This window comes from Dactylosporangium sp. NBC_01737 (genome assembly GCF_035963215.1).
GTDB lineage: Bacteria > Actinomycetota > Actinomycetes > Mycobacteriales > Micromonosporaceae > Dactylosporangium.
This window is the reverse complement of sequence record NZ_CP109153.1, coordinates 1,450,133-1,463,579: the sequence shown is the minus strand read 5'-3', so window position 1 is coordinate 1,463,579 and position 13,447 is coordinate 1,450,133. Positions and strand designations below refer to the sequence as shown.

Annotated in this window: 8 protein-coding genes; 2 read left to right on the top strand and 6 right to left on the bottom strand. The window is 72.5% G+C overall.

The window, feature by feature from the left end; all coding sequences use genetic code 11:
• Positions 1-36 precede the first annotated feature (36 nt).
• The 3 genes from OHA72_RS06280 to OHA72_RS06270 all read right to left on the bottom strand — a co-directional run bounded on the left by OHA72_RS06280 (position 37) and on the right by OHA72_RS06270 (position 2,649).
• Positions 37-276: a PIN-like domain-containing protein gene (locus OHA72_RS06280; RefSeq protein WP_327006906.1), complete on the bottom strand. Its 240-nt coding sequence runs from the start codon at positions 274-276 to the stop codon at positions 37-39.
• Positions 277-382: 106 nt separating this feature from the next.
• The gene (locus OHA72_RS06275) at positions 383-1,717 is read right to left on the bottom strand and encodes an L-type lectin-domain containing protein (protein ID WP_327006905.1); all 1,335 of its coding nucleotides are present in this window, start codon (positions 1,715-1,717) and stop codon (positions 383-385) included.
• Between the two features lie 152 nt (positions 1,718-1,869).
• The gene (locus tag OHA72_RS06270) at positions 1,870-2,649 is read right to left on the bottom strand and encodes a zf-HC2 domain-containing protein (protein WP_327006904.1); all 780 of its coding nucleotides are present in this window, start codon (positions 2,647-2,649) and stop codon (positions 1,870-1,872) included.
• Between the two features lie 227 nt (positions 2,650-2,876).
• Here OHA72_RS06270 and OHA72_RS06265 point away from each other — a divergent pair, with 227 nt between their 5' ends.
• Positions 2,877-5,465, top strand: coding sequence for a hypothetical protein (locus OHA72_RS06265; protein WP_327006903.1), 2,589 nt, complete (start codon positions 2,877-2,879; stop codon positions 5,463-5,465).
• On the opposite strand, the gene OHA72_RS06260 is transcribed toward OHA72_RS06265, so the two are convergent.
• Complete coding sequence (locus tag OHA72_RS06260; RefSeq protein ID WP_327006902.1) at positions 5,369-7,351, bottom strand: hypothetical protein; 1,983 nt, start codon at positions 7,349-7,351, stop codon at positions 5,369-5,371. The two genes, OHA72_RS06265 and OHA72_RS06260, sit on opposite strands and share 97 nt — an antisense overlap.
• 24 nt (positions 7,352-7,375) lie before the next feature.
• Between OHA72_RS06260 and OHA72_RS06255 the strand changes: the two genes are divergently transcribed.
• Positions 7,376-8,023, top strand: coding sequence for a hypothetical protein (locus OHA72_RS06255; RefSeq protein ID WP_327006901.1), 648 nt, complete (start codon positions 7,376-7,378; stop codon positions 8,021-8,023).
• Positions 8,024-8,098: 75 nt separating this feature from the next.
• Here the strand turns inward: OHA72_RS06255 and OHA72_RS06250 are convergent, their stop codons facing one another.
• Together OHA72_RS06250 and OHA72_RS06245 are read right to left on the bottom strand one after the other, a co-directional pair.
• Positions 8,099-10,498, bottom strand: coding sequence for a right-handed parallel beta-helix repeat-containing protein (locus OHA72_RS06250; protein ID WP_327006900.1), 2,400 nt, complete (start codon positions 10,496-10,498; stop codon positions 8,099-8,101).
• Positions 10,495-13,191 (bottom strand): helix-turn-helix transcriptional regulator, encoded by a 2,697-nt coding sequence (locus tag OHA72_RS06245; RefSeq protein WP_327006899.1) that lies wholly within the window; start codon positions 13,189-13,191, stop codon positions 10,495-10,497. The genes OHA72_RS06250 and OHA72_RS06245 overlap by 4 nt, the downstream gene beginning before the upstream one ends.
• Positions 13,192-13,447 lie beyond the last annotated feature (256 nt).

Below are 13,447 nucleotides of genomic sequence, written 5' to 3'. Positions count from 1 at the left end.
GAGCGGCGATGGTTCACACGAAGGCGACAACGCGGGTCACGGTTTGGACAGCCGTACCGTGACCAGGGCGTCGTTGGCGGTGTCGTTGGCGCGGAAGACGGTCAGGCACGCCCAACGGTGGCTACCCGCGCAGGCGATCCAATTCGTGTCCTCGACCAGTTGCGAGTCCGCCTCGCCGAAGACATCCGCCAGCGTGTGGATCGTGAGTCCGGCCTCGCGGAGTGAGTTGACGACGCGCTTGCCGAGGCTGCGGTCGGCCAGGAACTCAAGCGGCACGCCGGGCCATCACGCGCAGTACTGTCTCCACCTCATCGGTGCTGAGGTCGTCTCCGATGCCGCCGCGATCCACCCCGCGCGGTGACGATCTCGACTTTCGCCGGGCTCAGTTCGACGAGGCCGTCCAGTTCAGGACGGACTCGTGCGAGTCGGCCACGTTGGTCGCCCCGGTGCCGCCCGTGAAGCCGATGTACGCCCGAGTGCTGGCGAGGTGCGCGCGCAGGTCGATCCTGTAGGAGAACAGCGGCTGGGCCGGCCGGGTGGAATTCTGGCTGATGTAGACGGCCAGGGTCCGCGCACTGGCGTCGTAGTTGACCCAGACGGTGAATGGCCTGTTATTGGCCAGGTTGAATCCGGGTTCGGCCCACACCAGATGCTGCGCCATCTGGCCGTTCACCGTCACCGCCAGGTGATGGTTGCCGGTCGGGTCGTTGGCGCCGTTTGCCCAGGTGTCGATCTCGACCGCGACACTGGGTTTGATCGAGTCCTCCGGGTTGCCCCCGGGCCGGGCGCCGTAGCCGAGGCACCCACCGCTGTTGCCGACGGCGGCTGGGCCTTCGGCCTGGATGACGAACGCAAGCCCGTCCGTCGGCACGTTGATGGCTGCGGTGAATGACGAAGTGAACGACCTCGACGTGTCGAACGTCGTCCTGGACCACGCACTGCCGGCCTGCCCCAGCCCCGTCGTGAGCATGATGCGGCCGTTGAGGAGCTTCGCCGAGCCGTTGAGGTACAGGGCAGACGCGTTGTTGAAGGCGGGGAAGTTCAGCGACGCCGGCGGGGCTGTCGTCGGCGAGGTGGGCGCGGCCAGCGCGGCCGAGGACGGCGTGGGGAGGGCCGACGTCTGCGCCGGGGTAGGCGTAGGCGACGCGGGGGCGGAGGTGGAGGTGGAGGTGGAGGGGCTTGCGTCCGGGCCGGTTGACGGGCCGCCCGCGCCCCCCGGCAGCCGCTGGCCGTACCAGGCGGCGTAGGTCGCGACCTGGTTGACGAAGTCGGCCACGTCCGCTGGCACTCCGGCGGACGTGCGGACCCGGTCCAGCGACGTTGCGAAGGCGGCGACGGCCAGCGGCCACAGGTCGCCGGCGAAGCCGTCGCGGCGGAGGCGTCCGATCAGATCGCAGGTCAGGTGTGCGAGCGCGAGGATGCTGGCGCTGTCGTCGCTGCTCATGGCGTCGTCCGACGGTTTCCAGATCTCCCATTCAGCGGCGGTCAATCCGGCGATGCCGCCCTCCTTGGTCGCCTCGAACCTGGTCGTGGCCATGATCTGTCCCGCCAGCCGAGCCGGGGTGAGGTCCGGGCAGGACGTGGCCGCCTCGATCAGGGCCGCGCGCTCGGCGTCGCCCAGCGGGACCGCGTCCGTGTTACCGCTGGAGCCCTCGGCGACCACGACGACGGAGGTGATCGCGCTCAGTACCAGGACACCTACGGTGGCGACGGCCACCCGTAGCCGCTCTGGTCGGGCGAGTAGACGAACCCATCGACCAACTGCGCCGGACACCGCGTTCATCGCCACCCGCTCCTGTTGGTTGTTCGGACCTCATCCCCACGACGAGTCCCGAGCGGCGATGGTTCACACGAAGGCGACAACGCGGGTCACGGTTTGGACAGCCGTACCGTGACCAGGGCGTCGTTGGCGGTGTCGTTGGCGCGGAAGAGGGTCACCGCGGTGATCCGATTGATGGGGATGGTGACATTGCCCCCGACGCTGTGCACCCGGTTCTGGGCGGTCCAGGAGACGGCGAGCTGCGACTCCCCGCGGTCGCCGAGCGCGTAGAGCCGGTACGACTGATTCACCGTGAGCTCCTCGACGACGGCCTCGACCCGGGCCCCGTCCGGCTCGCCGACGACCGTGACGGACACGCTCACGCCGGACTGCGTATCTGTGTCGTTCCCGGCCAGCCGGACGTTGACTGGTTCCTTCGCACCGAGCCAGGCGCCGATACTGATGCCGACGGCCAGCGCGAGCGCCACTGCGGACACGACGACGCGGGTTGGCCGTGCCCGCCGCCGTCGCGGCCCGCCTGGCGGCCGGCCCGGGGGCGGCGCGCTCTTGCCGGGCGAGTCGGCGGCTGGGCGCGCCGGACTGGGCAGCGCCAGACCAGCTTGGGTCGGGCCGGCTTGGGCCGGAACGGAATGCGTGGGAGCCGGAGAGATGGGTGGCGCGGCGACGGCCTCGAGTAGGCGGGCGACACCGCTGCCGTCCAGACGGTCCAGCACCCGGCGGACATCGGTGAGGTCGGTCGCAATGTCCGCACATTGTGAACATTCCGCGAGGTGCTGCGTCACGGCGAGCTCCTCGTCCGCGGGCAGTGCACCAAGCACATACGCGCCGAGCTGAAGGCGCACGTGTCCGTCACCCTGCTCCGCCGTCATCTCCACCGTCCCACTCGCACCCCGACCGCTCCACTGATGGCCCTCGTTCTACGAGGACGGGGCATATTCGGTTCAGCGGACCTGTTTCGGTCGCGTGAACGTTTCTGCCGTCGCGACCGTATACCCGTCAGCCCGCGGTCGACTGCGGTCAGCCCGCAGCCGATCGCGGAGCAGCAGGAGGAGGAGGTCTCGTGCCCGGCCCACCAGGACTAGAGGGCGATGGTCCCGTGCTCGATCTTCCGGACGCCGCGCAGCCCGGGCCGGTGCTCACGCTGCTTGTCGGTCCGGCCGGTACGGGGCTCGGCGCAACGCTGACCGACCTCGCCGATCGGGCTCGGCGTGGCGGGCGAGTCGTCGTAGCGGTCTCGCCGGACCCGGCCGAGCAGCGGCACGCCTGGCTCTTCCTGACCCGATTGGCCGGCGAGGCCGCGTTGCCCGGGTCGCCGTCGGGGCCGAGCCGCACACCCATCGCCGGCCGTACGCCGGAGGGCCTCGTCACGACCGTCTGTCGGCTGCTGCGCGGCTTGCCCGATCCGCTCGTGCTGGTGGACGGCGGCCAGTGGGTCGATGCGGCGTCGGTCGCCGCTGTACCCGCTCTGGTGCGGGGGTTGGCCGGCTCCCGAGTGCGCTGTGTGGCAACCGTCAGTACCCCGGTCATGGTTTCCGCCGCGCCCGACGGGACCGCCATGACGCTCGCGCGTCTGCGCCGTGACGGCCTGCTCACGGTCCGGACGCTGCGCCCGCTGGAGCAGGACGAGTTGGACGACCCGGGTGCCCGGCCGGAGGCCCAGGCGGTTCTGGCCGCCCTGCGGGCCGCACCGCAACCGGTATGGCCGGTCGCGGTGGCGATCGCGGCGCTGCACCCGCTCGGCGCCGGCGCCGCGGCGCACGCCGCCACCGTGCTGGATCTGCCGCCGTCAGCGGTGGCGCAGGCGCTCGGGGCACTCGTTCGCATGGGCGTGCTGCGGGGCGGTGGGGCCGGCGGGTGGCGATTCGCCGGCGCGGCGGTCGTGGCGGCGCTGCGCGCCGCCGACGGGCCGTACCGGTCGCGGCAACTGGCCCGGGAGGCGGTGCACGCGATCTGGGACGGCCCGGCGGGCGGCGCCGTGCCGACGTATCTGGGTGAACAACTGGTAACGGCGGGTACCGCGGTGGACCCCGAACGCTCGGCGGGCGCGCTGATGATGCTCTCCGACCGGTTGCCGATGACTGACGGGCGGACCGTCCAGTGGTTCGCCGCGGCGAGCCGCCTGACCCGCGATCCGGTCCGCCGGGTGCAGGCGCTGCTGGGGCTCGCCGCCGCCGCGACCAACACCGGCGACCATGCTCTGGCCCTACGGAGCGCCCGCAGTGCGCTCGACGAGATCGACGGTCAGCAACCGCGGTCGGACGGTGCGTCGCGCGATGGCCTCCGGCTCGACGCGTGGCTGCTGATCCTGCGGGCGATGCACGGGCTCGGGGACGCCGCCGGACTGGCGAGGGCGGCGAAGGAGGCGGGGACACCCGTAGAGCAGGCCGTGACATTGTCGATGATGGACTGTTGGGCCGCGGCCGAACGGCGGCTCGTCGCCGTCATGCCGCCGGAGCCGGCGCGGCCCGCGCCGTCGGGCCGCAGCGCGGTGGTGCGGGCCGTGTCGGGTGAGCGTATGAGTGGCGTCGTGGGACCGTGGCGTCCGACCGCGACGGAGGCGCCGACGCCACCGGGTGACCCGCTGCGCCGGGATCGGGTGGCGCAGCGGGCCGGCATCCTGCTCGCGGTCGGCGACCTCACCGGAGCCCAGCGGCTCCTGCGCGTGTCCCAACTCGATGCGGGCGACCTGCCGTGGGCCGAGCGTGCGCTGCTGGCCTGGCGTCGGGGTGCGTGGTTCGACGCGCTTGACCACGCCGCCGCGGCGGAGTTGCTGCGGTCGGCAACGCCGCCGGTGGACGCCGTCCTGGCCCGCGCCGTTGCGGTGACCACCCTGGCCCAGGGCCGCCCACTCCGCGCGCTCGATAGATCGATGGCGATGGACTCGTTGCTCGGCCTGCCGCACCTGCGCGAGCTGACTCGCGCCGAGATCGAGGCTGCGCTGGGCGACGCCGATCGGGCCGGTGCCGCGCTGACCCGAGCCGCGGCCAGGGCCGAGCGCGATGGTGTCAGCCTGGGGACCGACGAGATCTGGCTGCGCCTGACCGAGCTCGCGCGGTCGCGTGGGGACTATCCGCGAGCGCGCCAGTACGCGGCGCGCGCGGCCCATGCCGCGCGTTCGATCGGCACGCCACTGGCCGAGCTCCATGCCCGCCTGGCCCAGGTCGCCGCCGAGACGGACGCGGCCGCGGCCGGCCAGGCGCTGGCCCTCGCCCGTGACCTCGACCAGGCCTGGGTGCTGGCGAACACCCTCGAACGGGTGGCAACCTGGGGTGCAGGCCCGGTCGGCCTGCTGGCGCAAGCGTACGAGCTGCTCGGCTACCTCGACGCGATCCTCGACCGAGCGCGCGTGCGCGCGGCGATGCGGACGCTCGGCGTCACCGTGCCGCACCGCTCGGCGACCGCGGCCGAGAACGAGCGCCTGCTGGCTGAGTTGGTGGCGGACGGCCTGTCGGGCCAGCAGCTCGCCGCCGCCCTGTGGGCGACGGCGAAGAGCGTCGAAAGCCGGTTGGGTCGCCTGTTCGCGCGCACCGGGTATCGGTCGCGGGCGGCCCTGGCGGCCGCCGTCGCGGCGCCCGATCCGGCCGGTGGTCACCCGACGAGGAGCTCGTCGAGCGCCAGGTCCGGTACGGCGACCGCCCGCCATGCCCCGCGCTCCGCGACGAACGCGCGGCTGACTGTGACCTGATCGAGGAACGGACGGGGGAGCAGTAGGTCGAGGCCGTCCCGGGCGAAGTCAGGCAGGCGCGACCGGACGAGGGGCAGCTCCGCCATCCGCGCGGCGCTCGCCGGAACGTCGATCGCCATATCGCCGGGCACGTCCAGCTCCAGCAGGCGATAACCGCCGGCCGGCGTGGGCCGCCGACGCAGCACCGGCACGAACTCGGAGGTGGCTCCGCGCGCCGGGTGCACCGCGTACGCGCGGGCGTGCCGGCGGTGCGGCCAGGTCACGACATCCTCCGGCACGCCTGCCACGCCATGGGCCGCCCCAACACACTGCAGGACCACCGGATCGCCGGCCGCGCCGTCGTCAGGACGTGGCCGCCCATCGAGCGTCTCACCGAGGGCGGGCAACCGTGCACGGTCGAGCCATCCGGCGGGGATGAGATAGGTCCCGGGCGCGGCCAGCCGCTCGCGCAGGCGCTCCGGGGCGTATGCCGTGACCCGCGCCGCCGCGACCGCTGCCCCCGGCTCGACCAGCAGCTGGACGTCGTGGTCAGCCCACGCCGGGTCCTCATGGTCGCGGTCGACGCGGCCGAGAAGGAACAGCTCCGCCGCGGGCACCCCCTCCGTGTGCGCGCGGGCGGCGGGCGCGCTCGACGAGACCCACAACCACAACGGGGCCGCGTTGACCGGTGTGGGCTGGGGTAACCAGTCCAGCCCGCTTCGCCGCGCATCAGGCTCGGCGTCGACGAGCTCCGGCTGGTCCCGCCTGGTCTCCTCGTACCCGGCCGGGCCGAACGGTTCGATCGCATTCGGGTAGGTGACAGCGGCGTGGTCGGCTCGGGCCGCGACCTGAGTGACCGGCTCGAGCCAGCCATCGTCGCTGCTCCACCGCGGCTGGCTGGCGGCGAGGCCCGGTGGGGTCATGCGGTGCCAGGTCGAGGGTCGACCGTCCGGCCACACCGCCCGGGGATGACCATCCTGTATGGACAGGTTCGTGTCGGGCGTGCGGTGGTAGATGTCGACGCCGAGCACGGTCGCCAGCGCATGCAGATGCGCCTCCGCCGCGGCGGCCTGCGTCGTCGTGACCGCGGAGAGCAGGCACAGGTCCTCATCGACCCAGCCGGCGTCGCGCAGCAGGCGGGCCAGTTCCTCGCCGCCGACGGCCAGCAGGCTGCCATCGGTGTACGGCACCGCGAGTCGGCCGTCATCGAGCGTGGCCAACTCCACATTGGACAATCCTGGTCGCGTCCAGACACTGTCGAAGCGCTCCGTCGACACAGGGTCACGCCCCGGCGGCACGGCCACCACGCGGACGCCGCCAACCTGGCGCACCCGTGCTCCGCCCGCCGGCATCAGCCGCCCGTCGGCGTCGGAGACGAATGACACCGGCTCAGCCCCGTCTGGAGAGTACTCCCGCCAGCTCGCCGTGCGTCCGCCCGGCGCCCGTACGCCGAGATCGAGGCAGCCGTCGAGCAGCTCGGCCCATGCCCCTGGCGGCGGCGCCCACACCCGGGCCCCGCTCACCTCGGCGAGTTCACCACAGTACGCGTGCAGCCACGGCTGATCGCCGGGATCGATGGGCCCGGCCAGCCACAGCCGCAGATCGCGACCGTACAACGGCAGGTCGCTCAGCGAGGCCGCGAGCTCCGCCCCTGTTCGGTGGGTCAGCGTCCGAGGGCTGGCCCGGTCACGCACGACGACGAACTGACCTTCATCGAGCGACGCCGCAACCGTGAGCAAGCCCGGATGACCCGGGGCCAACCTGCGCATCGGCGGTGACGGCGCCGTGCCGACCGCTGCATCCTGGCGCGTCACCGCCCCTCGTTTCGCCACACACACACGAACGTTGCCGACTGGCGCTCGGTTCATGACGAGCCGGTGAACCGACGGGTCCGTGCCGTACGTCATGCCGGGGGCATCAGGAGGTGGATCGTGACCGACGACATTATGACGGTATGCGGGCGGATTTCGGAGGATGCCCGCGATGGAGGGCAGGAGCGCCTGGCGGTGGCGCGGACGGTGCAGGAGGCGGCGGTACGGGTCCAGCGGCAGCTCGGGCGCGTCCGCACGTTGATGCACCGGCTGGACCCGGCGGGCCTCAACATCTCCGGCCGCCGGTTTGAGGCGGTGCTGCTCGGATACGACGTCTACGTGTGCATGCTCGTCGACGCTCTCGCCGAGACGGTCGACACCCTGTCTGACGGGGCCGATCCCCTCTCCAGCGCGGCCGGAATCGCACGCTCCCGAGACGGGCGGTCCGGTGGGGCCGAATCCGGCGGGCAGCGCGCATCCGGCCCACCGCGTGCGTCAGTTCCCCGGATCGATGCGATTGGCGAGCTGGCCGGCGCGGCCCGCCGCGACCTGATGCGGTTGCGGGCCCTGATCGCCCGCACCGAGGTGCGGATCGGGCCGGAGCCGGCGCTCATTGACGACTGGAGCATCGCCGAGCAGGGCCTCTTCGGAGCCGACGGAGTCCTCGGCGTTATCCTGGGCGTCGGCACCGCGCGCACCACCGCGCCGGACGGTTCACACGTTTCCACATCGGATGGATGGTGGACGGCTACGTCAGATGCAGCGTGAAGCTGCCGTATCGCGAGAGCTCCCCGCCGGCATCCTCCCACTGGTAGTCGTACGGTTCTCCTTCATGGTGCGAGGTCACCCCGTGGGCCGGAAGTCGGCCGCGGTGAGCAGGGTCAGCTCAACGGTGCTGGTGCTCTGCGAGGCGGCCAGGCGGGATGCCTGCTGGTCGGCCATCCGCTCGAACACCTTGCGGGCGACTCGACCGTTGCCGAAGGTCCCGTCCTTGGGGATCTCCTCGAAGTAGCGCAGCAGCACCTGGGCCGCGTCGTCGTCGAGCTGGTAGTCGTGGCGGCGACTCTGGTCCCGCACGATGGTCACCAGCTCATCCGGGGTGTAGTTGGCGAACTCGATGGTCCGGGTGAAGCGTGACTCCAGGCCGGGGTTGCTCTCCAGGAACCTCAGCATCTCGTTGGAGTACCCGGCGGCGATCACCACGATGTCGTCGCGGTGGTCCTCCATGAGCTTGACCAGGGTGTCGATCGCCTCCCGGCCGAAGTCCGGACCTGTGCCGCCGCTGCTGGAGCTGAGGGTGTACGCCTCGTCGATGAACAACACGCCGCCCAGTGCGCCCTTGAATGCCTCAGTGGTCTTGATGGCGGTGCCGCCGATGATCTGCGCGACGAGATCGGCGCGGGCCACCTCCACGAGGTGACCCTGGCGCAGCACGCCGAGCTTGGCCAGGATAGCCCCGTAGAGGCGGGCGATCGTGGTCTTACCGGTGCCCGGGGCGCCGGCGAAGACGAGGTGACGGGCCATCGGCGGCGCGGAGAGGCCAGCCTCACGACGACGCTGGGACATGATGTTGAGGTTGATGAGCGAGGTCACCTCCTGCTTGACCCCGGCCAGCCCGACCAGGCTGCGCAGCTCCTCGACCGGGTCGGAGGCGAGCGCGGCGGCTGGTCGGGTCGTGGCCGGGCGAGCCTGTCCGGGAGACACCACGCCTCCACCGGTCGCGGTCGCCGTGGCGGCCGCGACCTGGTTGCGAGCGCTGGTCAGATCCTCGACCGTCACCACGGCGTCCGGCACCTGCCGGAGGCCCTCACCACCGTTGTCCCGCACCGTGCAGGCGATAACGCGGACCGCCTCCGTCGTCTCGACCCGCACCCCGTCGCCGGCGTTGCCGGTGAGCTCGCAGTCGCGCAGCGTCCCGCTGGAGCCGGGCTCGAAGCGGCATCCGGCGTCGTGGTTGTCGTGGATCCGGCTCCGGCTCATGGAGACCTCACCGTCGGCCCGCACCACCACACCGTCCATATCGGATCCGGCGATGTCGGCGTCGGCGATGGTGAGGCTCGCGTCGGCGACGATGACCCCGGGGCCTTCGCTGCCGTTCAGGCTGAGCCCGGTGATCTGCGGCCGGCTACGGTGGGTGACCGCGACCCCCGCCGCACCGACCTGGTCGATGGTGACGTGTTCGAAACCGCCCCGCGCGCCGTCACGTACCTCGATGCCCGCCGCGCCTCCTCGCACCCGTAAGCCACGGAAGAACGGGTCAGCCCCGCCGGTGACCGTGACCCCTGGCCCAGCGCCGTCGCGGACCTCGAGGTCACGGAACTCCGGAGTGCTGCGCTCGGCCACCATGACACCCGCACCGCGGGAGCCGATCACCGCGCACGACTCGACCGTGCCGGCCGATTCGCCGATGAACCGGAGGCCATCGTGGCGCACGGTCCGCACGGTGCACCGCAGCAGGGTGGGGGCGCTGCCGGCGGCGGTCACTATGCCCCCGCCGGCCTGCTCGATCGTGCAATCCTCCAGCTCGATGGTTCCCGTGCTGGCGAGGTAGGCCCCGATGCCCATGGCGTCCTGAATGGAGAGCCGGCGCACGACTGCGGTCGCCTGGTGCTCGATCGCAAGCGCGGGCTTGTGCGCACGCTGGATGCGGCTGTCCTCGATGAGGATCTGCCCGTGCCCGTTCAGGCAGATCCCGTTGCCCGCGGCGTCGCTGATCGAGCTGGCCCGCAGGCGGACCACACCCCCCTCGGCGACGACCACGCCCGACGTGCCGAGTTGCTCGACCGCGCAGTTGTCGAGCACCGAACCGGCCGGCGAGGTGACCACGATGCCGGCGCCGACCTGGTTGGTCACGCGGCTGGCCCGCATGTCCAGCGATCCCTGTTCGCAGACGAAGATGGCCGTCCACGCGGCGGCCGAGATCTCGCATTCGCTGAGGCTGAGACGGCCGAGGCTGAACGCCACCGCCGGGCTGTCGGCGTCACTGGCCTCGATGGTCAGACCCGACAGAGTGGCCGAGCTGGCCGCGAGGGTGACCGCTACTCCCGATCGGGTGGACAGCTTCACCGTGCCCGGACCCTCCTCGGCGACGATTCTCACCGGCTTGGTGAGCACGAGGTTCTCCGAGTAGTGCCCGGGTCGCACCGTGATGAGCGCCCCCTCCGCGGCCCGCTCGAGCGCCTCGCTGATGCTTCGGCACCCGTGGCCCGCGCCCGCCGCGACCACGATGCGGGTTTCGTTCATTCCCGACTCCCCAGGGGCAGGTGGACCGTTGCCAGCTCGACCCGTGATCGGCAGCCGGTGCGCGAGTAGAGCCGCGTGAGGTAGGTCTCGACCGTCTTCTCACTCATCCGGATCCGGGCCGCGATCTGACGGTTGGTGTGTCCGTCGCGGATCAGCTCGATGATCTGTGTCTCGACCGCGGACACACTCGGCTGGCCGGCCCGCTGACGAGCGGGCCGCAGCCCATGTGCGCGCAACAGGGCCCCGATGCGGGGAGCGCCATGGGCGCCGGTGGCAGCAGCCGCGTGAGCCTGGCGTAGGCACTGGGCCGGATCGGCGTTGGTCTGGACGCTGACCCCGGCCGCGACGAGACAGGCCGACACCAGAGTGGGCCGGTCATCCCGGTCGCGAGCCCGGCCGGCGGCGGCCTGGGCCAGCGCCGGTTCGGCTTCGAGCACCGATCGGACGATCAGACCGAGGTCCTCGCTGAGCAGGTATCCGTGGTCCCGGCTCGCGGTCAGGGCGTGCTCGAGCACGCGCGGCGCGTGGGCGTCCGTGGTCCACGCCGCGATCTCTGCCATCCGGGCCAGGCTCAGCTCCACGCCGAGCCCGCCGCCCGGGGCGCTGTGCAACGCCCGCAATCCGTCGTGCAGCAGCGACGGTTGGTCGTAGATCGCGCCGGTGCCGGCGGTCACCCACCACCGGAGGCCGAGGAACGGCGGCGTGGCCACGACGCCCGAGAGGCTTTGCTCGACGAGGGCGGCCTCGCCCCGTTGGCCATGAACCTCGGCGGCAAGGGCGCGAGCCACTGCGTGGGCCGCCGAGCCCGGCGGCTCCGCCAACTCCATCTGCCGGGCCAGCGTCAGCACGGTGGCACTGTCGCCGCGCCGGAAGGCGGTGACGAGCCGGTGGTGGGTGGCGAGCGGGCCGTCCGGCGGAGGCCCGTACCGCGGGCCGAGCAGGTGACCCACCACCGCCACCAGATCGCCCAGCGAGGCGGCGAGGAGCACCTCGTCGTCCAGGACAGCCGGCGCGCCGGTGCCGTCGTGCTTGACCGGCAGCCGCAGCGCGGTGCGTAGCGCGGCGAACTCCGCCGGCGCGAGCAGGGTGCCCTCGGCCGGGGGGCGCGGATCCGATGTTGACAGTGGCGGGGGACCGACCGGGTGGAGCCACCAGTCGGCCAGGTCGAGCGCGTCCACACGGTTCGGTACGGCGTCGCGCAGTGCCTGGCCGACCTCCGGCGTCACCGGCGTTCCGGTGTGGACGGCCGCGAGCAGGGCGGCCGACGCCAGATCCGAGTACGTGTGGCTCGGCAAGCAGCGCCGGAAGCCGGCGATGCCGACCGCCTCCGCCAGCCACCCGTACCGTCCGGCCCGTACCAGCACCGGCAGCAACTGATCGAGGATCTGCTCCGCATCCGGTCCGCCGCCGGCGTGCCTCAGCGCCGCCCGGAGCCATCGCGCAGCCCGTTGGGGGTCCCGATGCTGGGTGGCGTGCGCGACCGCCGCGAGGCTCGCGGCCATGCGGCCGTCCGGCGGCATCGTGGCTCCCGCCGCTGTCAGGTGGTCGGCCAGCAGGGCCGGGTCGGTCTGCTCGCCGCGGCCGATGCGGCGCAGCAGGGCCGCCGCGAAGGCGCGGTGCAGCCGGCCGAGGGACTTCGCGCCGTGGTCGTGGGCGATCCGCGCGCCCAGTGCCGGGCAGACCGGGGCGACGAGTCCCTGTTGGACCACCAGCGCGCCGGCGGCGACCAGATCGTCGAGCACGCGGCCGTATGCGTCGACATCACCGAGGGTGGCCTCGGCCAGCAACGGCAGATCGTCCACCCGCAACGGCAGCACCGTCGCCGCGCCGGCGAGCCGACCGGCTACCGGCCCCCCGGTCCGGATGCGGACGGCGAGCGGGTGGTCGGGCGCCAGTTCGATCGAATTGTCGCTGTCGCGTAGGCAGAGGTGTTGCCGGCGCCCCTGGCCCACCCGGACGATCCGATCCCTGCGGTCGAGATAATCCATTGTGGACAGTACTGTCGGTGGATGACCAGCCAGGTCGCCGAGAGCCGCCCACAAAGCATCCAGCAGCCCGTCGTTGACGACACCACCGAAACGCTCCCCGATCACCTCGCCGGCCGCCCGGGCCGACAGCGGCGGTAGGTCCACGACCGTGTCGGCGGCGCGGGCCAACGCCCGCGTCCGGGGCTGCGCACCTGTGGTGACCGCCGCGACCACCACGCACCCCGCCCGGGCGAACGTGGACAACGCCAAGGTCGGCGCGGCGATCGCGTCGGCCTCGTCGACGACCAAGGCGGTGGGTCCTCCGTCCCGCAGCGTCCGCGAGAGCCTGGCCAGGGCGTCGGTGGCCCGTACGAGAGGTTCGGGTGAGCCGTCGTCCGCCGTTTCCCGTGCGGCCACCGCCGCGGCGAGCCGGCTGGTCGCGTCGACGACGTGCGCGTCACCGATGCGCTCGAAGTGGTCGCGCACCGCCCGCACCAGCCCGGCGAACCCCATGTCGTCCCCCGAGCCGGCGAGGCTCGTCTCGACCACCCGGACGCCGTTGCGGCGCCACTCCTCGCCGATCCCGGTGAGCAGGGTGGACTTGCCGATGCCCCGCGGTCCCCGCACGAGGACGAGTCGGCCCTGGTCGCCGGCCGCCTGCAACGCCGCATCGAGGGTGGCGTGCGCGTCCGAACGACCAGGGACACCCCGTCGCCGTCGCCCCATCCCACTCCTCCCATGCACACCGTCGAACGCCCGCCGTTGATAGCACGCGGCGGCGCGCGCCCCGGCGCCGTCAGCCCGCTGGTCGCTAACGCGGGGGAATTCCCGCGGTGACCGGATAACGGATCCTGGGCCTTATCGGTTCGCGCCGGGACCGTTGGCGCGGGTTTTCCCGCGAGTTATCGGGACGAAGCCCACGGGCCGGTCCGCGGCCGCGGCGCTGCCGTGTGATAAGCGCAGGAGCGGGGTGGCCTGCGGG